This is a genomic window from Microcoleus sp. S13_C3 (assembly GCF_036700905.1).
In the GTDB taxonomy this organism is placed as follows: domain Bacteria; phylum Cyanobacteriota; class Cyanobacteriia; order Cyanobacteriales; family Microcoleaceae; genus Microcoleus.
The window spans coordinates 1-21,243 of sequence record NZ_JAUBPT010000090.1; the positions used below are offsets into that span (position 1 = coordinate 1).

Consider the following 21,243-nt stretch of genomic DNA (forward strand, 5'->3'; position numbering starts at 1 on the left):
CCGCCCGTCCAAAAAGGACGGGCGGGACGCCCATCCCACTTTCAAGAGTGGAAGTTATTTAATTCTCATTCCTAAGCTAAAAAAGCTCTCCAGGTCGCCGCTAAAATAATCGCTGCGATCGCTCCTATGAGTGTATTAAAAAAATTTACTACCTCGTTAGTGAGCCACTCAAACTTTGATTGCACCGTCGCCCCAATCACGCTCTCGATGTTCGTGGCAATAAAAGCCGCAATAACACAAAAAACAATTCCTGTCAAGTCAATTAAACCGACGGCCCAACTCAAAAGCGCAATCAAAATTGAGCCGACAATACCCGCGATCGTTCCTTCCAAACTAACGGCCCCTTCCGTACCCCTAGGTACAGGCTGCAAGCTGGTAATCAAAAAAGTCCGCTTGCCGTAAGCTTTGCCGATTTCGCTGGCGCAGGTATCGGAAAGTTTGGTGCAAAAACTCGCCGCGTAACCCAGCAATAACAGAGAAATAGCATCTTGTGGCACAGGCATCTTGCCTGTCTCTCCTAAAACAGCCATCTTTGCTGTCTCTCCTAAAACAGACATCTTGCCTGTCTCTGCTAAAATAGATAATGCCAAAACTCCCAAAGCACAAAAAGTAGCGGTTAAAGCCGAACCCCAGACATTTTCTGGACCTCTGGCGCCTGAACGCTTTTCGGCTATGCCTTCTGCTTCTTTTTGGGCTTTGCCGATGCGGGTAACTCCCGATCCGACAAGAAAGTAAAACATCACGACAGCATAGCCTTGCCATCCCAAACAGCCCCAGATGAGGACGCCCAGCCCCCAGCCGTGAAATTGGCCAGCGGGAGTGAGCAATTTTTTAGGAGCTATGGTGGCGATCGTGAGTAAAACTGTATTTAGGGCGATCGCCACCAACCAAGGATTAGACCAAGATAAATAATTAAAGAACAATTCTGAATTCGGCATTTACTACCTCCATGAACCAAGTCTTATTTCATCTTGCCTTCCCCGTGACCGATATTGCCCAAACAAAAGCGTTCTACGTAGACGGGCTCGGCTGCGAACTAGGTCGCGAATCGCCTAATTCTGCGATTATGGGTTTGTGCGGCCATCAAATTGTCGCCCACGTCAGCCGCGAACCTTTGACGCCTCAGCGAGGCATCTATCCCCGGCATTTTGGGTTAATTTTTACTTCCGAAGCTGACTGGGAAGCGTTGTTAGAGAAAGCCCAGCAAAACAACTTAAATTTCTATCAAGAACCGAGACGGCGATTTGTTGGTTTGCCTACAGAACACCGCACTTTCTTCTTAGAAGACCCTTTCCACAATATACTTGAGTTCAAGTATTATTGTGAAGCTGAAGCAATTTTTGGCCGCAGCGAATACGCTGAAGTTGGGGATGCTGTTTGATTGCTGCGCGAAATAACAACCAGTTGCAGCATAAGCTGTTGGGCATCTAAATTGTCTTTTTGGGGCGGGCGAGACGCCCAACCCCTACTCCCCACAAGAATTTTCTTAAATTTGACTATACAATTTAAATGCACTTCAGCATATCAACTTTCGGATTGAATCAAATCACCTGCTGGTGGATGTCGCCCTATAGCTTTGTCAGCAGTACGAATATTAATAACTCTTTCTCGATTTAAGACTAATGCTGTAACTGTAGCTCGTCCAATTGTAGTTAAACCAACTATTGATAATCCATCCGCCGACCAAATAAAATGTTCGTTCCAGGTATCTTGTCTGGGATTAAACAATGGTACTTCTACACTCGACTGGGTATCTATGGCTGTAGTTTTATCGGATTTTTGACGGTTGCAATGAAAGCAAGCTAGTGCCAAATTGTCAATATTGTTACTCCCTTTTTTAGTGAGAGGAATGATGTGCTCGATCGTAAACTCTACATACTGCCATTGTTCGGAAGCATGGCAATATTCACACAGACAGTTGGCTCTCTGACGAACTTGATTTTGGATATTCTCAGGAATTTGACGGCGAGCTGACATTTCTATACTGTAGGCTGAATCTGGCCCAAGAAAAGATTGCGGACAGTTCGATTGACAAAACTGAGGTAATCGTCGATTTCTTCGTAAAGATTCAGTTCTTGGTCTTCTTCGGGATTGAGTTGCAAATTTTGTTGTTTTTCCAACAGTTCTTCTATGCGATTTTTGACTGTTGTAGAGGCTCGGAAAATCGGTATTCCTTCCACTAATTCAATGCGAACTGCTCCTTCTATAGGCAGAGTGTCTCGCAGCTTTTCCAGTTTTGGCAGGACGATCATAATTGTTGATTTTATGGGTGTCAATTAAGATTATATCAATAAATTTTAAATCCGTCTAGCTAGACTCGAAAAAACCGAATACCTAACCCCTACTTTTAAAAAAAATCGGGGTTTTCAAAGCAGAGCGTTTTACTTTACAGCCAGCTATTTATCAATCTTTAATGGTTCTGACAGTGCTTCAGCGACCGCTTTTAAACTGCTGGAATGCCTGGCCATCATGGCATGGGCGAAAACAGACAATTTTACTTCTTTAGCAGCAGATATTTGGGAACTAGAAGCCGGTACAATGATGAAATCCCAATCTGTCCAAATCGAAGTAAAATTAAGCTTTTCCAACAAAGCCGCATCTCGATTTAAATCTTCCAGAAAAGCACTGCCAGGACGCATTTGGATGCAGCCTTTTCCCCAGAGAGTGTAAGCCATCCAAGTACCGCTGTGAGGAGAAGATATGGCAATAAAGCGCTGCACTCTGTTAATGCCGCCTAACCTTTGCAGGTAGTAGCGAGTTACTAAACCGCCCATGCTCAATCCTACTATATCTAGATGCTGTTCGGGCGCAAAGGTTTTGTTTATATAATCTGCTATTTGTTGGGCTAATTCGTCTATGCTGGCGTTGCCCCAATGGGGCGAGAGATTGAGGGTGTAGACTGACCATCCCAGTTGGGTCAGGTAGGCAGACATTTTGTGAAAAATTCCCGATTTTCTGAAGATTCCGTGAATGAGCAAGACTGGGTTGCGGCTGAAATTGCTATTCATTTTTAAGTGGGAATTTTATTTTCTATAGGTGCTTTCAGTTCTTCAACTAATGCGTTAATACTTAGGGGTTCTGTCACCATTTGGCGGTGCAGCAAAACGTTGACTTTAACTTGTTTACCTACTGGCATTTGGGAGCTGTTCGCCGGTACAATCATTATGTCAAATGGCGTCCACATTGATGTAAAGTTTATGCGTTTGAGCATTGTCACATCTTGATTCAAATCGCGCAGCAAGCCACTATCGGGGCGCATATCCAGGTATCCTGGTAGGCGTAGGGAATAGGCGGTGAGGGTGCCGTGGTGGGGGGAAGATAGGGTGATGAAACGCTGTACGCGGTTGATTCCTCCGAGTCGCTGGACGTAGTAGCGGCTGACGATGCCGCCCATGCTGTAGCCTACTATGTCTAAAGATTGTTCTGGATCGAAGGTTTCAGAGATGTAGTCTGCGAGTTGCTTGGCCAGTAAGTCGAGGCCGAGGCTACCGTCGTTGGGGGTGAGGTTGAGGCTGTGGACTGGCCATCCGAGTTCGGTGAGGCGGGCGGACATTTTGCTGAAAATCATCTTTGTGTCCCAGATGCCGTGTATCAGGATGACGGGATTGCGATCGAGCGAACTGTTCATTTGAAAAGAAAATTGCTTGCTGATTACAGCATAAATCACTCCCCTAGGGAGTTTTACCCCTACTAGGACAGCTAGGGAATCGGATCGAGGTACGATCGACCATTAGTGAGAATCCCTAACAAATTCTGAGATACTTGTAAATAAGTGCAAAGCAGTGCGAGTATTTATACCTAAAATTTGCTTTTATGAGCGAGCTGAGATACAGCCAAATGTAAATTTTGATGAATAAATGTAGACAAAAGTTGCCTTAGCTCGTAATCTAACTTTGTTGACAAGCTTGTACAAATTTCTCTAAAAGAACAAAAGGAGTAAGTCTAATGTTTGGTTTTATCAAAAATTTCTTCGGCGGTATTTTCGGCTTTTTCGGCAGACTGTTGGGCTTGAAAAAGTCTGAATATTTCCTAGATTTGGGCGAATCGGGAGCGAAGGAACCAGCAAAAGTTGCGCCGGCCAAGGCTGAGCCTGTTGCGATCGGATCGACAAAAGTTGAGCCTGTTAAGTCTGAGAAGTCTGAGAAGTCCGAACCTGCTAAGAAGGCTAAGGTAGAGAAAAAGTCTAAGAAAGACAAGGAACCAGTCGCTAACGTTCCTGCTAATAATGCGGAAGCCGTGAAGGTACCTGCTGCGGCAGCAACTAACGGGAAAGTGCCGAGTCAAGCTGAACCGAATCGGACTTTTGCTCCTAATAATTTAATGCCGACACCAACTGGAAGTCGTCGCACCCCCGGCCCTAGCATGAACAATTTCCGGGAAATGGCTCGTCAGGTGAAAACGAAGTAGGAATTTGGGAATTGATAATAGGGAATTGGGCATTGGATAACTCCCAATGCTGGCGTTAAAAATAAAAAAATGGTATTACTCATTTTTAATTTTAACTCTTGGTTCTATTCCCTATTTTCTTGGTTTCTGAGGAAGGCTAATCCGCTGTATAGCTGAAAAGCTGAGTCCCAAGGAGTTTCGGATTTGCGCTCGACTTCTATATGAGATTCGATCTTGCTCAACATATTAGTGTAATCGAGCACTGTCTCGGCAAAGGGCGTAAATTCTGACCAAGCTGTAACGTCAAGTTGGCGATCGAATATTTCCAATAAGTGATTCCAGTTAATTCGGGTGGTACTTTGAGGAATTTGTTGAGAGTTTGTGACTCTGGATGTTTTGTTTTTCTGGTTCGGTGAAGTGGGGAGATCAGCAGAAGCTTTGGTGAAGTCAACTCCTTGTTGAAATTCGTAACTTTGGTCGCAAATTCGCAGAATGCAGTTTCTGCTGGGAATGTGCAAGTCACAGATTTGAGCGTAATCTTGCCTGATTTCTCTGTGGCGAAATTGCTCGGTTCTTCGGTTGGGGGAGTAGTCCATGACTTCGATGAACATCGGCAACAAGCCTTCTACTCTTTGGCTAACTTCTGACCAGCTAAATTCGATCGCACCGAGTCGATCGAATTTATCTTTGCAAACAACGGCTGGGGAAGAAAGAGACTGGAAGTGCTGCACTCGGAAGATTTGGATTTTTTGAATATCGCTTAGGGTTGCCCAAAATACGGGAATGCCGGCGTTGAGGAGTTCTTGACCATAAATTCGGAGTTCGGCAATGGGGCCAGTTTTGTAGAGTCTCCAGCCGCGGCTTTGGATTTGCATCCGGGTTGTGTAGGCGTCGATTTTAAAGATTCTGCTGATATTTTGAATGGCGGCGGGTTTGTTTTCGGGACTCACGGGTTCGAGGATGAGGAGTCCTGGTTCGAGGTTGCTGGGGTCGTTTTTCGCGGTTTCTATGGCTTGTTGGCGAAGGTTTTGTTGTGCGATTTCAATCCGTTGAATAGCTTGGCGGGTTTGGGAGACGATTTTGGGGTTGGTGATGTCGCGGAGTATTTGTTTGTAGGTTGTTTGGGCTTTTTCGAGATTGTTGGTGAGTTCGTAGTAGCGGGCAATATAGTATTGTACCCACGGATTTTCGGGGGATTCTTTTTGTAGTTGTTTGATGAGTTGGGCAGCTTGTTTGTAGTCTTTACCCTCTAGGGCGGCGGCTATTTGGTTGATGTCTGTCATGGCGGTTGCGGGAATGGCGTTGTTTCTATCTTGGCTGATGTTGGGTTGGTTCCGCCAGTGGTTAACAATTTTTGCTGTTGTGTTAAGTTATAGATAAGCTGAAGTGCATTTAAATTGTATAGTCAAATTTAAGAAAAGTCTTGTGGGGAGTAGGGGTTGGGCCAGAAAGCCCGCCCAAAAAATACAATTTAGATGCCCAACAGCTTATGATATGCCGGAAAGAAACAATGGTGGAACAAAAAGTAACTTACACGCTTGAAGTCAATGGTAAGTTTATTATCATTGAAAATGTTCCTGCTAGAGTGTGTTGGGAAACGGGAGAGCGATTTTTTTCACCTGAAACTGTGGAACAGTTGCAGAAGATGATTTGGGAAGAGAGAAAGCCTATTAGGGTTATTGAAAAACCTGTTTTTGAGTTTGCTTAGCACTTGGTTTAAATTGAGTTAAAGCTGATTGGAATTGACGCTTAATGTGTAAGTGCCTTTGCTTGTGCGATCGCCTCCTTTGACAACTATTTTATAAGTGCCGTTACTAGGCAATTTTACGGTGAGTTGAGACTCTCGGCGATTCTGGGAGTTACCTGTTTTTTCGGCAATATTTTTGCCGCTGGTGTCGAACAGTGCTATGTTGTGGTCGAATGCTCTGCTTTTGAGGTCGATCGTAATAGATTGACCTGCCCCTCCTTGAAAGGTGTGTTCGCTCTTGTCGCCGTCTTTGAGGGTTCCCCGCTGCTGTAGGATGGAAAGGGAGGTGAGTTTTGGACGATCGACATTGCTCAATTCTAAGCCGTAATTGGTCATGGGTACATCGAGGCCATTTCCTTCTCGGACTACGATGATAAAAGCTGTTTTGTTGTTGATATCTCGGACTATTTTGTCAATAAATTGGGATTTTATTTGTTTTGCTGTTAGAGGTTTAGGTTGGTTGAAGTTGGGTTTTGAGGTACAGAAAAGCACGCTTCCGTCTAGATAGCGGGCGGCGTATAACCAATAGTTTTGACCGTTAGTTGTAAATTCGTTTCTGCTAAAGATAGTGAATCTTTCAAGTTGCGGTAGTTGCTGATTGCGCTGGCAATTTTTATCGATGTAGATTTCGTTGGCTGATGGCTGTCGCTGCGCGAAAACTGCTGGTACAGTGGTGCTTACAATTGCTGAGATGAGGGTGAGGGTGAAGGTGAAGGGCGATCGGCTTTTCATAAATACTTGTTTCTCTTTATGGTTGTCAGGTTTTGTACGCTGTACTTCCTATTCTATCTCTGTTTTAAATACTCTTCTAGTTCCGCAGTGCGCTGTTTCGTCATCCGATCCAAACATTCATTGAGGAAACCTCCATAACCCGTACCGCCACGACTTTTATAAACTTCAAATTCACAGGTTTTATCTCTTAACTGAATCCATCCTAATTGTGCTTCGGAAAGTAGCGATCGCTCTTCTTCGCTCAATTGCGACATCAGTTGTTTGTAAACCTCGTTCAGTCGTTGATCCGAGACCTCATACTTCAACCGAATACAAGTTCTGACTTGTGCATCTCCTTGCGGGCGATCGCAATTAATCTGTTGAGCAATGGGAAAGATCGGAGATTGTGCAGAAACTGATGTTGTACTGATTATTGCTACAAGCGCGTTAAGCGAAGCTATCACGTAGGGAATCGACCAAAAGAGCGATCGACCTTTCCTCAACTCTATTTTCATTCCCCCTCAACCCACCTATTTTATGAATTATTTGTTATTTGTTTATATTAGCACTTCTCAAATGCCGCTCCAACTAAAGACAAAGCCACAATCGGTGCTGTCACCGCTCTTAAAATTCTACTCCCCAAAGATACAGCTTCAAAACCAAATTCGATCGCCCTTTGCACCTCACCTTCAGTCCATCCACCCTCCGGCCCAATAGCAATCACAATCGATAATTCTCCCCTAGCCGGGGGCGGGCACGGGGGCACCGCCCCTACAAAGGGGGCCTGGGGGGGTTCTAATTCTTGCTCCCCCCTTACCAAGGGGGGCTGGGGGGGTTCTAAACCAGTCAAACAATCCCACAAATGCCGATTGTCTCCGCGAGCAACACAAATAAATCGATATTTTTGACCGCAATCTTTCACAGCAAATTCAAACGAAACAGGCTCTAAAATCCTCGGCACAATTTGACGTTCCGACTGTTCCGCCGCCTCCGCAGCAATTCTTCTCCACCGATCGACTTTTTGATCGCTTGGTTTGAGCAAAGTTCGATCGCTCGTTACCGGCACAATACTTGCCACACCCAACTCCGTCGCCTGTCTCACAACCTCGTCAAACCCGTTTCCCTTGGGCAATGCCGCCATCAAAGTTACTTCCACGGGAAGCTCCCTGTTCACAGCAATATCCTCTGTTATCGAGGCAAATAACCCGGTTTCCTGGGCTTCTAGGACTGCTAACCACCAATGTCCTCGGCCGTCCATTGCAATAAATCGATCGCCCGCTTGCAAACGTAGCACTCGATTTAAATAATGCTGCTGTTCCCTAGTTAGGTCGATTTTGCGATCGCAAATTTGAGCGACAGTAATTGCTAATCTTTGTAATTGAGCCATTGAATTTGGGATTGTTCGTTTTCTATTAGAGATTTTTTTATTTAACCGCAGAGAACGCAGAGAACGCAGAGGAAGAGAGAATGAGATGAGATAGGCAGGGGGGTTTCAACTGTTCAAAAAACAATAAAGGCAAAGCATCTACAACCGGAATTCTTTTACAAATTCACGTTTTTTTCTGCAAATGCTCTGCCTTTATATTACTTTTGCCAGAAGTCTATTGAATAGAATCGAAAATCGGCTTATCCTTCCTCCTTAATCTTCTTTAAATAAGTGGAAATCGCTTCTGTAGCTAGCTGTGTAATCGGCTTGCCCTGACGGGCTGCTTCTTCTTTGAGCTCGTTGTAGATTTCATCGCGGACGCTAATCCGGCGGCGGACTTTGCCACCGCCAGCAGTGGCAGTCTCGTTTTCATCTTCGTTACTAGACGTAACTTTTAAATCATTAATCTCAGTTGTCATCGAGTCAGCAGATTGGTAGTTGGTTACAAATTGACGGATAGATTCTAACCCGACGCGATCGCAAAAATTGCCAAAACTCTCGCTCAGTTGCCGTTTTTGCTTGAAATAAACAAAAATCGGCTCCAGAAAAGCTTCAAAATCCTTGACGTGCAGCTTTTCCTCAATGGGTTTTGCCAGCCGCGTTTGATCGGGAGAACCGCCCAGCCAAATCTGGTAGGATTCCGGGGAACTCCCGACAAACCCCAATTCTGCCATATAAGGGCGGGCGCATCCATTTGGGCAACCAGTCATCCGCACCACCAAATGCTCGTCTGCCAAGCCCACTTTGGTTAAAAGTGCCCGAATCCGCTCTAAAATGCTCGGCATCACGCGCTCCGATTCGGTAATCGCCAGCCCGCAAGTCGGCATTGCTGGACACGCCATCCCATAGCGCACTAAGGGGTCGATCGCAGTTTCCCGCTGAATGCCACATCGATCGAGTATTCCCTGAATTTCCTGTTTGATATCCGGCGAAATATCGTAAATCAGCACGTTTTGGTGCGGCGTCGCCAGTACCGGCAAGTTGTACTTCTGCACAATTTCCCGCAAAGCTGTTTTTAGCTGAAATGAACCTTCATCCTTGATCCGGCCATTGTCCACGGAAATGCCGACAAACAGTTTACCGTCTCCCTGGTCGTTCCAGCCCAAGAAATCAAAATACTTCCACTCAGGCAGGGGTTTAAACGCTTCTAGCGGCTTGCCAAAATATTCGGCTACTTTTTCGCGGAACCACTGTACACCTTTGTCGTTGATCAGGTACTTCAGCCGCGCGTGCCGTCTGTCGGTGCGATCGCCAAAATCTCTTTGGGTTGCTACAATTGCCTTGACCAAATCGTAAACATCATCCTTGGCAACATAGCAAATCTCATCCGCAACCCGCGCAAAAGTCTCTTCTTTGTTGTGAGTGCGGCCCAAACCGCCGCCTGCAAACACGTCAAAACCTTGCAATTCCCCAGCTTTATTGGTAATTACCACCAAGCTCAAATCCTGAGAGTACAAGTCAATTGAATTGTCTCCCGGCACGGTAACGGAGCACTTGAACTTGCGCGGCATATAATGCTGCCCGTAAATCGGTTCTTCTTTGTCGTCAAATGTTGTGCCGTTGCGGTTGGACTGTCTGGCAGCTTTCACTGCGGGGTCTTCTTCCGCCGAAACAGCCTTTTCCCCATCCAGCCAAATTTCGTAATAAGCCCCCGTTTGCGGAGTCAGCAAATCCGCTACATTATTGGCGTATTGGAGCGCATACTTGTATTCTGGGCGATTTTTGTATGGTGCGGGAGGTGCCATGATGTTGCGGTTCAAGTCGCCGCAAGCTCCCAAGGTTGACCCCATATTTTTAATAATTGAGGAAAACACTGCTTTAAGATTTTTTTTCAACACGCCGTGCAGTTGGAAACCTTGGCGCGTTGTGACGCGGATCGTCTGGTTGCCGTATTCTTCAGATAGCTTGTCTAAGGCTAAGTATAATTGCGGCGGAGTGAACCCGCCGGGATTGCGGGTGCGGAGCATGAACTGATAGTCTTTTTCTTGTCCTTTAACTCGATTGTCGCGGTTGTCTTGCTGGTACGAGCCGTGAAATTTGAGAATCTGAATCCCTTCTTCGCTGAAGTGGGTAGTTTCTTGTAACAGTTCAGTCGCAACGGGTTCTCGTAAATAGTTGCTGCGTTCTTTGAGACCTTCGGATTTAGAGGGTTTGCGCGCAACTGGGGTTGAAGTGGAAGATGTGATCATGGGAATGTATAGTGCCAGTTATAATTAGATACAGCCGATCGAATATTTCTTGACAATTTGACACTTGACAAATTTGCACTTGACAAATCTCCTCAGAAATGCTGTGTCGGATCTGTTGACAACTCGGTTAACAACTAAGTTAACAAGTAAGTTAATAACGGTAATCCGCTAGGAATTCTGATGGTGCTTAATTGTAACACGATCGAGCCGGGCCTGAAAAATTGTAATTAAGAGTTTATACTTTGGTTCGCTTAAGTGTACGAAACTTTAGAAATAATTAACCTCAACCTTTGAAACTATGTCACTGTATGACGAAGACACCTTTGTGGTGTTAGAAACAAACCAGCCAGAGCAGTTTTTGACTGCGGCGGAACTGTTAGAAAAGCTGAAAGCCGTGTTAACCGAGGAACATGAAGATTTGCCGCAGGAGGTGGATAAAATATCTGGCGTGGAAGCTCAAGCCAAGTATTTAATTGATACTTATTGTGAATTAGATGTCGGGTATGGAAAATTTTTGCAGTGGTATGCAGTGCGCTTGGAAAAGTAATTTTGGGCATTGGGCATTGGGCATTGGGCATGGGGCATCGGGCATCGGGCATCGGGCATCGGGCATCGGGCATCGGGCATGGAGAATTGGTTATTAGAACCAACAAGTAACAAAAACTAATTTTGGGCCGGGATCGGGCGTGGAGAATTGGTTATTAGAACCAACAAGTAACAAATACCAAATAACAGGTAACAAATAGCAAATAGCAAATAACAACCAACAAATAACTTATGCCCTATGCCCTATGCCCCATGCCCCATGCCCAATTCCCAATTCCCAATTCCCAATGGTTAATCTTCTAACTGTTGAACCGATGATACTTCTACTGCGGTAACATCGATCGTACCGGGCGGTGTCAAGCGACTAAAATGACCTTCCTCTATTTGCAGAGGTTCGCCGCAGTTGGCACACTGAAACTGAGTTTGATTTAAAGCTGTAAATTCGTATTGACAAACTGGACACTTATCTTCAATTAAATTGCGTTTCAGCCACCACTGAAGCGCGAAAAATGCGACCACAGGTGTCAGCAACAAAAAAGCTACTACAATCAACACTGATTTAACTACCCAACCCAAACCAATTGACACCAACAAACACGCGATGCCCAGCAGTATCAGCCAATTACTAATACGGGGTAGCTTGAAAGATATTTTGGGGCTGCCTTGGTTCACGGTGGTCTCCTTGGGTGTCTTTGCAGGTAGGCATAACTGCTACATAAGATTGACATAAAGCGGACAAGACTGACATCTCGGACACTTAAAACTTATTTCCTGTGTCTGCGTAGGGATTCGGCTCCTTCTACTCAACAGGCGTTAATTCAGGACTAGCCATCCTTACTCGATCTTTTGGGACTGATGCTAAATTAATCGCAGCATTCAAGTCTCGATGACAATTGTTACCGCAAGACTCACAAACAAACATTCGCGCTTGAAGTGGCATCGGTTGAACGTGGCTGCAGCTTGAGCAAGTTTTAGATGAGGGATACCATCTATCTACCAGTTCGACAACAGTGCCGTAAATGGGAGATTTATAAGTGAGAAAGCGTCGAAATTCATAAAATCCTGAGTCTACTACTGAAGAAGCCAGTTTGTGATTTGCCACCATCCCAGAAACATTTAAATCTTCGATGCGGATGTGAGCATACTTCTGACTGATTTCTGTCGTTGTTTTCTGCAAGAAATCTCGTCGCCCCTGAGCAATATCGGCGTGTTGTTTAGCCTGATTGCGATAAAATTTCTGAGCGTTTTTCGAGGCTTCAATCCCAAGTTTTCTATTGCCTAATTGCTTGTTTCGATTGCGGTACTGTAGTTTCCCTAGCTTGATTTTCGCTTTTTTTAGGGAATTTGGCAGTTGGTATACCGTACCGTCACTCAAGGTGGCAAAGGTGGAAACTCCTAAATCTATGCCTGTCGGTTCGCATACTTCATGATACAAAGGGGGGATTCTGTCAGCTTTTATTGTAAAACTGACATACCATTTTTCGGCCCTACGGCTGATGGTAAATGTTTGAGAGCAACAGTTGTACCCGATAGATTCTTTCAGGCGAAACGTTCCCAATGTGGGAATTTTTATCCGATTTCCAGCTCTCAGAAATATTGGCCCATTGCTGCTGTCTACGGTAAAGGAGTCCCCGCCTTTCTTGCGTTTGAAATTAGGAAAGCCACTGACCCCGTTAAAAAAGCGTTCTAGGGCGCTATTGAAGGCCCGGAAAGCAGTTTGATAAACGCGAGATGATAAAGTGTTAGTCCATTGATATTCTGGTTGTTTTTTGATGAAGTTTGTGAAGGTTTTTTTGATGAGGGCAATTTTTCGAGTACGGCTAACTTTGATATCCATCACGCCCAAGTAAAGGGTACGAGCCAAGTTATAGCAAAACCGAGCGTAACCGGCGTGTCGCGCCATCCTTGTATGTTCTGAATTGTTGAGTTTGAGTTCTAGCTTTAGGGCGTACATAGGCTGGGGAGAGAGTCAGGACTGCCTTCTTCGGATACTAATTTTACCAGTCGCAGCCCACAAAAGACAAGAAAACGGTGTTTTTTTGTCCAATATGTCTTTAATGTCACCAAAAGTATACGAAACTGCCGTTTAGTATCACCTCTATCCTACTCACAAATTCAGGCTGTCGATCGAGTTAATTTTCCCATTGTACACCCAGAAACCGCTCTCTACGGCATAAGCTTATCTGAGTCAGAGGGTTGAAAAATTCCTAGTAATGATTGACAAAGGGATTCAACACTAAATCTTGCGAGGGTTTGTTCCCTCAACCAGTGGCGATCGCACCTTTTATCTTCCCCTCGCAGCATTTCCACACAAGCAACCGCTACTGCTGCGGAATCTCGGTGGGGAACTCGCCACCCCAGTTTACCATCTTGCAGCGGATCGGCTGACCCGTCCGCGTCTCCCGCGAGTACGGGTAATCCGCAAGCCAGCGCTTCCAAATAAACTATACCGAACCCTTCCTGGGAGGGCATTACATAAGCATCGGCTAACTGGTAATGTGCTGGTAAATTTTCTGTCGGTACAAAACCCGCAAATATTACTTTTTCGGCAACTCCCAAATCATCAGCGAGTTTGGCTAATCTAGATCGATCGTCTCCGCGTCCAATAACTAAGTATTTCACATTCGGAAAAGTTTTGGCTATTTGCGGCAAAGCTTGAATGGTGACATCGACGCCTTTGTAAATATCCGTCGATCGCAATCTGGCTACAGTCATCAATATTTTAGCACCAGCCACATTGTACTGCTCTAATAAATACTGTGGCTTGTGCCGAGTCGTAAATATATTTACATCTACCGTACAAGGCACTATTTGGAACTTTTCAGGATTTAATTGGTTAATTTTGCAAGTGCGATCGCGCGTGTACCTGCTAATAGTCCAAATACTGTCAGCTTTACTCATTGCTGTTTGATATTTGGGCGAAAGCGGTTCCCACACTTCCTTGCCGTAAGTTAAAATTGTGTATGGAATTCCCAAGGGTTGGCACAGAATTTGAATTAGCGGTGCGAGTTTGATGTGACCGCAAAAAACCCGCTGCGGTCGTTTTTGCAGCAAGCGAGTTAGTAATACTGTAGCAAAATTAAGACGACCAAACCAGAGATTCTCGGTTTTGAGATAATAAAATTTCAGATTTCTTGACTCGTAAGGATTGTTGCAGTCTTCGGAATCTCGCAATAGTAAAACTTCAGCTTGCGACGGCGAGTTTGTCCTTGCGGTTATTGACTGGTAAGCTTTGAGAATGTCTTTAACGTAGGATTGAATGCCGCCTTCGCTGGCAAATATTTCTAGGAAGCAGAATAGGTGATTTGTCGATCGCATCTCAGATTTAGGCATTGACAGCGCAGACAATTATTGCAGTATAGTAGTGATTTTGCCAATCCGGGCGATCGCCATTCTCCAGAGCTTTTAAACCATGTCATGATTACTGTAGTGGCAGGTTTTACAGGCAAATATTTGACTTGCCTACTCTCACCATTGGTTTTGAGCGACTATCTGCTTTTTAACTAGGGCTTTTTAACTAGCTGCATGGCTGAGCGCGAGGCTGTGCTTTCACTTTACTATGATCTACCGTTATTAACGGTAAACTTAATGATTTTTTACAAAATCCTACCCCAAGCAAAATTTAAGATTTATTGAGTTGGCGCGGGGCGTTCGACCCGACGGCGGATTAGCAGATCGGTGGCGATATAGGCTCTCGCATCTTTAGTTTTTGCTAAAAGTTTTGTCTATCCAAAGATAGATATCGAGCCAGTATTGAACTGTTATCATCAGCAAATATAGAGAGTTAAATTTAATATGACTCTGCCAGGTTTTAAACACAATTTCTGAAAAATTTTGTCGAAAATATTCTCCTAAAATTTTCTTAGATACTGCTCAAATTAATGCTCATAAAGCCTTTAAAAAAATCAAGCCTCGTTGATTTTTTTGCAGGGAACACAGAGCCTGGATATTCGTATATTGTCTGTTCGCAAAAGCAGTCTAACGAGCCGAGCCAGAAAGTTTTACGAGAAGAAAACAAACAAGGTTTTGTACAATCATGTACGAAGAAAAGCCTGTCACCTAAAAAATTAGGTATTCGAGCTTAAACCTGACCAAAGCTAATGTTAGGTTGGCAACGTCATATTTACGAGCGACTCTCTCCAAACGATCCTTCATTGGAGTTTGAGGTGAAACGAGTAACGATCGCACTCAGTCTTTTTAGTCTACTCAGCAGCACTCTGGCAAGTTGCACCGCAGCTTCCCAGAACGCTCAAAACAGCACGCAAAAAAGCAACTCCGAACTTTCATCAGTTGCTGTAGCAGTCCGTGACCTCGGCAATCCATTCTTCGTACAAGTTGGCAAAGGCGCTGAGGCCGAAGCCAAGAAACTCGGCGGTGCAAACGTGAGGACAACTCTCGTTTCCAGCGGTGACGATTTAAATCAGCAATTTAATCAAATCGAAAACTTTATTGCCTCTAATGTCGGCATGATTGTACTCAATGCTGCTGACACCAAAGGCATTGCACCCGCGGTTGAAAAAGCCAAGCAAGCCGGAATTCCGATAATTGCAGTTGATACCGCCGCCGAGGGAGGCGTGGATGCCACAGTTACTTCAAATAACGTGCAAGCTGGCGAAGTAAGCTGTCAGTATATAGCCTCACGCTTGAAAGGAAAAGGCAGCGTTGTGATTATCAACGGGCCTCCCGTCGCTTCAGTCGTCGAGCGAGTTCAGGGTTGCCAGAGAGTCTTCTCCAAATATCCCGATCTCAAGGTTCTTTCCAAAGATCAGAACGCTGAAGGCAGCCGCGATGGCGGGTTGAGAGTTATGAGCGATTTGCTTACTTCCTTCCCAAAAATTGATGCTGTTTTTGCAATTAATGACCCCTGTGCCATTGGTGCAGAATTAGCAGCCAAGCAAGCACAAAGAAGCGAGTTCTTCATTGTGGGAGTCGATGGTGCACCTGAAGCTTTAGATGCCCTCAAGCAGAACAACAGTTTATTTGTGGCTACAGCAGCTCAAGATCCATTTCGCATGGCAGCCAAAGCCGTTGAAGTCGGGAACGACATTCGGAAAGGAAAAAAGCCAGCCAATCCAAACATTCTGATTCCAGTCACGCTGATTACTCGCGAAAACGTCAATCAACATAAAGGCTGGACAAGTGAGTGACCATTAGTGTCAACTTAAGCTGTCAGTCCGCCAGTCCGCCAGGGACTCAAGTCCCTGGCTAATAGCTAAAGTCCTCGCTATGAGGACTCAAAAGAAGAATTTTCAAACTCATTAGACCTCTCCCAAAAAGCCTGTCAAGAACAGGCATCTTGCCTGTTCCACAAGAATTCTGGGAGATATCTATTAGTCCTCGACCGAGGACTTTAGCTTTGAGGCAGGGGTTTCAACCCCTGCCGGACTGCGGGAAAGAGCGTGGAACGTTGGCATCAATGGCAAGTGACATACTCCTACACCAAATCTACGATGGTAAATAGCACTCAAGATTCAATTAAAACTAAGCCCGTCCTCGAAATGCAAGGTATTAAAAAAACCTTTAACGGTTTTATAGCCTTGCACGATGTAAATATCACCGTTTACCCGGGCGAAGTCCACGCCCTGATGGGGGAAAACGGCGCGGGTAAAAGTACGCTGATGAAAATTCTGGCGGGCGCCTACATAGCCGATGCAGGCGAAATCAGAATTGACGGCGAAGCTGTTAAGATGACAGACCCCGGTCAAGCCAGAGATTTAGGGATAGCCATTATTTATCAAGAACTCAATCTCGCCCCCAATCTGACAGTTGCTGAAAACATTTTTATGGGCAGCGAACTCAAGAAAGGAGGTACATTTCTAGACCAAGATGAAATGCGGCGTAGGGCCGCTGAGGTCTTGAAAAACCTCGATGCAAATTTTGAGGCGGGAGACCTGGTTTCGACACTTTCGATTGCCGAACAGCAGCAAGTGGAAATAGCTAGGGCGCTCAAAGATAACAGCCGAATTTTAGTGATGGACGAGCCGACGGCGGCGCTTTCAGACCGCGAAACAGATAAGCTTTTTGAAGTGGTTCGCCGCTTGCGGAATGAGGGCATTGCTATTATTTATATCAGCCACAGAATGGCAGAAATTTATGCCCTTGCCGATCGCGTGAGCGTCATCCGAGATGGCGGGTATATTGGCTCTCTTGAAAAGCACGAAATTTCGGCCGAACGCCTGGTGGAAATGATGGTGGGCCGTTCTTTACAGGATTTGTACGAGAACAAGCATCAAATAACACCGGGTGAAGTTGTTCTTGAGGTAACAAATTTAAGCGACGGCCACAAAGTAAAGCCTGCCACTTTTCAACTTTATGCGGGCGAAATTTTGGGTTTAGCAGGTTTAGTTGGCGCCGGCAGAACAGAACTTGCCCGCCTAATTTTTGGTGCAGATCGGAAGGTAAGCGGTGACATAAAACTGGAAGGTCGTCCTCTCAATGTCTCGACACCCAATGAAGCAATGGCCGCCGGAATTGCTTACGTGCCAGAAGATCGCAAGGCTCTCGGACTATTTTTAGAGGCAACTTCGGGTGAGAATATCACCATGAATGTCCTAGATCGAGAAGCAAAAGCTGGCATTATTAACTCAAATTTTCTGTTGAAAGTTGTGAATGATGCTATTAATAATTTGCAGATTCGCCTTGCAAGTCCGAGCATCAGGGCAATGGATCTGTCTGGGGGAAATCAGCAGAAGTTGCTGCTAGCGCGTTGGTTGGCTATCAACCCAAAGGTACTTTTGCTAGATGAACCGACGCGGGGTGTGGACATTGGCGCAAAAAGCGAAATTTATCGAATTATTAGCGATTTGGCAGCCAAAGGTGTAGCTATTTTGATGATTTCCAGCGAACTGCCGGAAATTGTGGGAATGAGCGATCGCGTCTTAGTGATGCGCGCAGGAAGCCTCGTCGGTGAAGTAGGCGGATCGACTGGGGAAAAGATTACGCAAGAAAACATTATGGCTTATGCCACTGGTGCAAAAGAGGTAGTAAAATCATGAGTCAAACGCAAACAAAAACCAGCAGAAGTTCAGGGAGCGATCGGCAGAAAACAAGTAAAGCTCAAGCTTGGAAAAATTTCATCCAAGTTGCCGGTATCCTGCCGATTTTGGTTGGCATCTGTATAATTTTTTCCCTGGTAACGCCTAACTTTCTTTCAGTAGGAAATTTGATCAATGTCATCCGGCAAGCATCGATCAATATTGTCCTAGCTACCGGCATGACTTTTGTGATTTTGACTGGCGGAATTGACCTTTCTGTCGGGTCAATTTTGGGCGTGACTGCCGTTGTCGGGGTGCTGGTTTCCTTAGTTCCAGGTCTCGGTTGGTTTGCCGTACCGGCTGCGTTAATAGCCGGAGTATTTTTGGGATTGCTTAACGGCTCGCTAGTTGCCTATTTAGGTTTGCCTCCGTTCATCGTCACCCTCGGTTCTTACACTGCTTTGCGGGGAGTTGCTTATTTAGTCGCTAACGGCACTACCGTTATCAATAGAAATCTGAATTTTGCTTGGGTAGGTAACAATTATGTCGGCCCAATTCCCTGGTTGGTTATTATCGCTTTCCTCGCAGTTTTAGCGAGTTGGTTTGTCTTGCGGCGGACTGTTCTCGGAAGGCATATTTACGCCGTGGGAGGCAACATTCGGGCAGCACGATTGACAGGTATTAAGGTGAGTCGCGTGCTGTTATTTGTCTATGGCGTGAGTGGGCTGCTTTCTGGTTTAGGTGGAATTATGAGCGCCTCGCGCCTCTACAGTGCGACGGGGATGTTGGGGCAAGGCTACGAATTAGATGCGATCGCTGCTGTAATTTTGGGAGGAACGAGTTTCACAGGTGGAATTGGCACTATTTGGGGTACTTTGCTGGGGGCTTTAATTATTGCCCTGCTCAACAATGGACTAACTCTCATGAATGTGTCTTTCTTCTGGCAGTTAGTTGTTAAAGGTCTGGTGATAATTATCGCAGTGACGATTGACAAAGTTCGCACAGGTTCAAGCGCAGCGTAGGGGAAGCCAACCCTCCCCTGCCCCCCCAAGGGGGAAAAGGAAGAAGGAAGTTCGGCAAAGGATTCTGGAACGAATTTAACGGATGTAACTGAGATATTGCACCTTTCTCAATTACTTGCTTAGGAACGGGCTCTCCGGCCCGTTCCACAAAGAGTGAATTTTCTTGTGGAACGGGCCGGAGAGCCCGTTCTTGAGAATGATGCAATATCGGGTCTTTATGCGGAGCTTTGTCCTATGCACATCCAGTCTCAATTACTTGTTTAGGAACGGGCTCTCCGGCCCGTTCCACAAAGAGTGAATTTTCTTGTGGAACGGGCCGGAGAACCCGTTCTTGAGAATGATGCAATATCGGTTTTTATGTGGAGCTTTGTCCTATGCAGATCCAGCATTTTTATCACCTAATTACTGCTTTTATCCTGGGTTCACCTGCTGTATTTCTACTAGCATCATCCCCAAGTTTGGCGGCCCCAATTGATAGATTAGTTGCTCCTGAACCGTTAAATCCCTTGGCAGAAAAACCATTCGCACAGGTGAATTCTGTCTCTCAACTCTCGGATGTAAAACCCACTGACTGGGCGTTTCAGGCGCTGCAATCTCTAGTAGAACGCTACGGCTGCATTGCCGGTTATCCTGATGGAACTTACAGAGGAAACCGAGCGCTGACGCGGTACGAATTTGCCGCAGGATTGAATAGCTGTCTCGATCGAGTCAGCGAACTAATTGCCGCAGGAACAACCAACCTGATTACTGCGGAAGATTTAGCGATCGTCCAAAAACTGCAAGCAGAATTTGCAACTGAATTATCGGTGTTGCGGGGTCGAGTCGATGCCCTCGATGCACGCACAGCCGAACTAGAAGCGAATCAGTTCTCCACCACGACGAAGCTGAATGCGGAAATTATTGTGGTGGTAACAGATACCTCTGGTAACAGTGTTGGGGATTCGCGCGATGGCACCAACACTATTGTTGCCAACCGGGGCCGATTAAATTTGGAAACCAGCTTCACAGGTCGCGATATGCTCAGAACCCGTTTGGAATTCGGCAACTTGGGCAGGAGGATTGCCGATGAGACGGGTACAAATATGACGGCCTTGAACTTTGATGGCAATGTCGATAACACAATCACCGTCCCTCACGTATTGTATGTGACCCCGCTGACCTCTAATCTGGCGCTGACCGTCGGCCCCACAGGTGTCGGGTATCCCGATATTACGGATTTGCTGACTCCTCCAACGATCGCCAGCGATAGTGAGGGAATTCCCTCGAAGTTCGGACAATACAATCCCCTCTACCGCCGAGGAGGTGGCGGTGCTGCTGTCAACTGGACGATCGTCAAAAACCTCACCCTGACTGTGGGCTATGTCGCCGGCAATCCCAATCTCTCGCAGCAAAGTAACGGTTTATTCAACGGTTCCTACAATGCTTTGGTTCAGCTAGCCTACCGGGGCGATCGCGGAGCAATTGGCGTAGCCTATTCTCGTACCTTTGCACCCAGCGGTAAAGCCGATATCACAGGCGGTACGGGTAGTTTTCTGGCTGCGCGACCGTTTGGGGACAATATTGCTACATCCAGCGATTCTGTAGGCGTACAAGGATTCTACCGCCTTGCTCCCCGGTTGCAAGTTCACGGTTGGGGCGTTTATACTCGCGCCAATGCAGAAAATTCTGGTGTTAGCAGCGTTTCTGATGGTAGAGGTGGCGTGGTTTTGCTAAATGTTGACGGTGGCGATCGCGCCGATATTGTGTATGCAGCGATCGGGATAAGTTTCCCAGATGTCGGAGGTGAAGGCAACCTACCGGGGATTTTGGTGGGTTTGCCAGGTCGCGTGACGAGCAGTAATGTGCGCCGCGAGCGAGATACTTCCTATCACATTGAAGCGTTCTATCGCTTTCAGGTCAACGACAACATTTCCATCACCCCTGCTGCTTGGGTCGTTGTTAATCCTGAGAATGACAGCCGCAACGAAACTCAATGGGTTTGGTTGCTTCGCACTGGCTTTAACTTTTAACCGGAAAGATATTTTACTAACCTAGTCCAGGACGCAAAAACCCAGTTTCTTAACGTAATTGCCTCATTTGAGACGATAATCGCGAGAAACCGGGTTTTTTAGACTGATAGTGCATCCAGGGCTTCATATCGTTTGCGGTGGCATCGGAATAATAAAATCGAGTCAACAGTTAACACTCAACCATTCAGTTTTTCGACCCGCCCGTCAACAGTCAACAGTCAACAGTCAACAAT

21 protein-coding genes are annotated in these 21,243 nt (G+C 45.8%); 8 read left to right on the top strand and 13 right to left on the bottom strand.

The window, feature by feature from the left end; translation table 11 throughout:
* Nucleotides 1-71: 71 nt before the first annotated feature.
* Nucleotides 72-938, bottom strand: a complete 867-nt coding sequence (locus QUA16_RS22530) for a DUF92 domain-containing protein (protein ID WP_333105926.1) — start codon at nt 936-938, stop codon at nt 72-74.
* Between the two features lie 11 nt (nt 939-949).
* Between QUA16_RS22530 and QUA16_RS22535 the strand changes: the two genes are divergently transcribed.
* The gene (locus QUA16_RS22535) at nt 950-1,381 is read left to right on the top strand and encodes a VOC family protein (RefSeq protein WP_333098932.1); all 432 of its coding nucleotides are present in this window, start codon (nt 950-952) and stop codon (nt 1,379-1,381) included.
* A 143-nt stretch (nt 1,382-1,524) separates the two neighbouring features.
* On the opposite strand, the gene QUA16_RS22540 is transcribed toward QUA16_RS22535, so the two are convergent.
* The 4 genes from QUA16_RS22540 to QUA16_RS22555 all read right to left on the bottom strand — a co-directional run bounded on the left by QUA16_RS22540 (nt 1,525) and on the right by QUA16_RS22555 (nt 3,628).
* A complete protein-coding gene (locus tag QUA16_RS22540; RefSeq protein ID WP_333105924.1) occupies nt 1,525-1,977 on the bottom strand; it encodes an HNH endonuclease in 453 nt (150 codons plus the stop codon).
* A gap of 2 nt (nt 1,978-1,979) precedes the next feature.
* A complete protein-coding gene (locus QUA16_RS22545; RefSeq protein WP_333044472.1) occupies nt 1,980-2,252 on the bottom strand; it encodes a hypothetical protein in 273 nt (90 codons plus the stop codon).
* Nucleotides 2,253-2,396: 144 nt separating this feature from the next.
* Complete coding sequence (locus QUA16_RS22550) at nt 2,397-3,008, bottom strand: alpha/beta fold hydrolase (protein WP_333105923.1); 612 nt, start codon at nt 3,006-3,008, stop codon at nt 2,397-2,399.
* Between the two features lie 2 nt (nt 3,009-3,010).
* On the bottom strand, nt 3,011-3,628 hold the full coding sequence (locus QUA16_RS22555) for an alpha/beta fold hydrolase (protein WP_333105922.1): 618 nt from the start codon (nt 3,626-3,628) through the stop codon (nt 3,011-3,013).
* A 317-nt stretch (nt 3,629-3,945) separates the two neighbouring features.
* Here QUA16_RS22555 and QUA16_RS22560 point away from each other — a divergent pair, with 317 nt between their 5' ends.
* Entirely contained in the window at nt 3,946-4,407 is a 462-nt protein-coding gene (locus QUA16_RS22560; RefSeq protein WP_333105921.1) for a hypothetical protein, read from the top strand.
* Nucleotides 4,408-4,511: 104 nt separating this feature from the next.
* Here the strand turns inward: QUA16_RS22560 and QUA16_RS22565 are convergent, their stop codons facing one another.
* Nucleotides 4,512-5,669, bottom strand: coding sequence for a tetratricopeptide repeat protein (locus QUA16_RS22565; RefSeq protein WP_333105920.1), 1,158 nt, complete (start codon nt 5,667-5,669; stop codon nt 4,512-4,514).
* 206 nt (nt 5,670-5,875) lie between these two features.
* Here QUA16_RS22565 and QUA16_RS22570 point away from each other — a divergent pair, with 206 nt between their 5' ends.
* Nucleotides 5,876-6,094: a YgiT-type zinc finger protein gene (locus tag QUA16_RS22570; protein WP_333105928.1), complete on the top strand. Its 219-nt coding sequence runs from the start codon at nt 5,876-5,878 to the stop codon at nt 6,092-6,094.
* 18 nt (nt 6,095-6,112) lie between these two features.
* On the opposite strand, the gene QUA16_RS22575 is transcribed toward QUA16_RS22570, so the two are convergent.
* From QUA16_RS22575 to sir, 4 genes are all read right to left on the bottom strand, one after another.
* On the bottom strand, nt 6,113-6,865 hold the full coding sequence (locus QUA16_RS22575) for a PPC domain-containing protein (protein ID WP_333105919.1): 753 nt from the start codon (nt 6,863-6,865) through the stop codon (nt 6,113-6,115).
* Between the two features lie 53 nt (nt 6,866-6,918).
* Entirely contained in the window at nt 6,919-7,359 is a 441-nt protein-coding gene (locus QUA16_RS22580; protein ID WP_333105918.1) for a lysozyme inhibitor LprI family protein, read from the bottom strand.
* 47 nt (nt 7,360-7,406) lie between these two features.
* The gene (locus QUA16_RS22585) at nt 7,407-8,231 is read right to left on the bottom strand and encodes a 16S rRNA (uracil(1498)-N(3))-methyltransferase (protein ID WP_333105917.1); all 825 of its coding nucleotides are present in this window, start codon (nt 8,229-8,231) and stop codon (nt 7,407-7,409) included.
* Between the two features lie 239 nt (nt 8,232-8,470).
* Nucleotides 8,471-10,459: a sulfite reductase, ferredoxin dependent gene (gene sir / locus QUA16_RS22590; protein WP_333105916.1), complete on the bottom strand. Its 1,989-nt coding sequence runs from the start codon at nt 10,457-10,459 to the stop codon at nt 8,471-8,473.
* Between the two features lie 298 nt (nt 10,460-10,757).
* Between sir and QUA16_RS22595 the strand changes: the two genes are divergently transcribed.
* Entirely contained in the window at nt 10,758-11,006 is a 249-nt protein-coding gene (locus QUA16_RS22595) for a chlororespiratory reduction protein 7 (RefSeq protein WP_333105914.1), read from the top strand.
* A 290-nt stretch (nt 11,007-11,296) separates the two neighbouring features.
* Here QUA16_RS22595 and QUA16_RS22600 read toward each other — a convergent pair whose 3' ends face one another.
* From QUA16_RS22600 to QUA16_RS22610, 3 genes are all read right to left on the bottom strand, one after another.
* Nucleotides 11,297-11,677 (bottom strand): hypothetical protein, encoded by a 381-nt coding sequence (locus tag QUA16_RS22600; RefSeq protein WP_333105913.1) that lies wholly within the window; start codon nt 11,675-11,677, stop codon nt 11,297-11,299.
* Between the two features lie 127 nt (nt 11,678-11,804).
* Nucleotides 11,805-12,959 (bottom strand): transposase, encoded by a 1,155-nt coding sequence (locus QUA16_RS22605; RefSeq protein ID WP_333105912.1) that lies wholly within the window; start codon nt 12,957-12,959, stop codon nt 11,805-11,807.
* Nucleotides 12,960-13,171: 212 nt separating this feature from the next.
* A complete protein-coding gene (locus QUA16_RS22610; protein WP_333105911.1) occupies nt 13,172-14,338 on the bottom strand; it encodes a glycosyltransferase family 4 protein in 1,167 nt (388 codons plus the stop codon).
* A gap of 767 nt (nt 14,339-15,105) precedes the next feature.
* Here QUA16_RS22610 and QUA16_RS22615 point away from each other — a divergent pair.
* The 4 genes from QUA16_RS22615 (at nt 15,106) to QUA16_RS22630 (ending at nt 21,010) form a co-directional block, all read left to right on the top strand.
* Nucleotides 15,106-16,152, top strand: coding sequence for an ABC transporter substrate-binding protein (locus QUA16_RS22615; RefSeq protein ID WP_333105910.1), 1,047 nt, complete (start codon nt 15,106-15,108; stop codon nt 16,150-16,152).
* Between the two features lie 252 nt (nt 16,153-16,404).
* Nucleotides 16,405-18,000, top strand: a complete 1,596-nt coding sequence (locus QUA16_RS22620; RefSeq protein WP_333105909.1) for a sugar ABC transporter ATP-binding protein — start codon at nt 16,405-16,407, stop codon at nt 17,998-18,000.
* Entirely contained in the window at nt 17,997-19,001 is a 1,005-nt protein-coding gene (locus QUA16_RS22625; protein WP_333105908.1) for an ABC transporter permease subunit, read from the top strand. The genes QUA16_RS22620 and QUA16_RS22625 overlap by 4 nt, the downstream gene beginning before the upstream one ends.
* Nucleotides 19,002-19,375: 374 nt before the next feature.
* The gene (locus QUA16_RS22630; RefSeq protein ID WP_333105907.1) at nt 19,376-21,010 is read left to right on the top strand and encodes an iron uptake porin; all 1,635 of its coding nucleotides are present in this window, start codon (nt 19,376-19,378) and stop codon (nt 21,008-21,010) included.
* Nucleotides 21,011-21,243: the final 233 nt, after the last annotated feature.

What these genes read in the sequence shown, in the direction of transcription:
- QUA16_RS22530 (WP_333105926.1), bottom strand. Translation starts at nt 938, where the DNA reads ATGCCGAATTCAGAATTGTTCTTTAATTATTTATCTTGGTCTAATCCT.
- QUA16_RS22535 (WP_333098932.1), top strand. Translation starts at nt 950, where the DNA reads ATGAACCAAGTCTTATTTCATCTTGCCTTCCCCGTGACCGATATTGCC.
- QUA16_RS22540 (WP_333105924.1), bottom strand. Translation starts at nt 1,977, where the DNA reads ATGTCAGCTCGCCGTCAAATTCCTGAGAATATCCAAAATCAAGTTCGT.
- QUA16_RS22545 (WP_333044472.1), bottom strand. Translation starts at nt 2,252, where the DNA reads ATGATCGTCCTGCCAAAACTGGAAAAGCTGCGAGACACTCTGCCTATA.
- QUA16_RS22550 (WP_333105923.1), bottom strand. Translation starts at nt 3,008, where the DNA reads ATGAATAGCAATTTCAGCCGCAACCCAGTCTTGCTCATTCACGGAATC.
- QUA16_RS22555 (WP_333105922.1), bottom strand. Translation starts at nt 3,628, where the DNA reads ATGAACAGTTCGCTCGATCGCAATCCCGTCATCCTGATACACGGCATC.
- QUA16_RS22560 (WP_333105921.1), top strand. Translation starts at nt 3,946, where the DNA reads ATGTTTGGTTTTATCAAAAATTTCTTCGGCGGTATTTTCGGCTTTTTC.
- QUA16_RS22565 (WP_333105920.1), bottom strand. Translation starts at nt 5,669, where the DNA reads ATGACAGACATCAACCAAATAGCCGCCGCCCTAGAGGGTAAAGACTAC.
- QUA16_RS22570 (WP_333105928.1), top strand. Translation starts at nt 5,876, where the DNA reads ATGATATGCCGGAAAGAAACAATGGTGGAACAAAAAGTAACTTACACG.
- QUA16_RS22575 (WP_333105919.1), bottom strand. Translation starts at nt 6,865, where the DNA reads ATGAAAAGCCGATCGCCCTTCACCTTCACCCTCACCCTCATCTCAGCA.
- QUA16_RS22580 (WP_333105918.1), bottom strand. Translation starts at nt 7,359, where the DNA reads ATGAAAATAGAGTTGAGGAAAGGTCGATCGCTCTTTTGGTCGATTCCC.
- QUA16_RS22585 (WP_333105917.1), bottom strand. Translation starts at nt 8,231, where the DNA reads ATGGCTCAATTACAAAGATTAGCAATTACTGTCGCTCAAATTTGCGAT.
- sir (WP_333105916.1), bottom strand. Translation starts at nt 10,459, where the DNA reads ATGATCACATCTTCCACTTCAACCCCAGTTGCGCGCAAACCCTCTAAA.
- QUA16_RS22595 (WP_333105914.1), top strand. Translation starts at nt 10,758, where the DNA reads ATGTCACTGTATGACGAAGACACCTTTGTGGTGTTAGAAACAAACCAG.
- QUA16_RS22605 (WP_333105912.1), bottom strand. Translation starts at nt 12,959, where the DNA reads ATGTACGCCCTAAAGCTAGAACTCAAACTCAACAATTCAGAACATACA.
- QUA16_RS22610 (WP_333105911.1), bottom strand. Translation starts at nt 14,338, where the DNA reads ATGCCTAAATCTGAGATGCGATCGACAAATCACCTATTCTGCTTCCTA.
- QUA16_RS22615 (WP_333105910.1), top strand. Translation starts at nt 15,106, where the DNA reads ATGTTAGGTTGGCAACGTCATATTTACGAGCGACTCTCTCCAAACGAT.
- QUA16_RS22625 (WP_333105908.1), top strand. Translation starts at nt 17,997, where the DNA reads ATGAGTCAAACGCAAACAAAAACCAGCAGAAGTTCAGGGAGCGATCGG.
- QUA16_RS22630 (WP_333105907.1), top strand. Translation starts at nt 19,376, where the DNA reads ATGCAGATCCAGCATTTTTATCACCTAATTACTGCTTTTATCCTGGGT.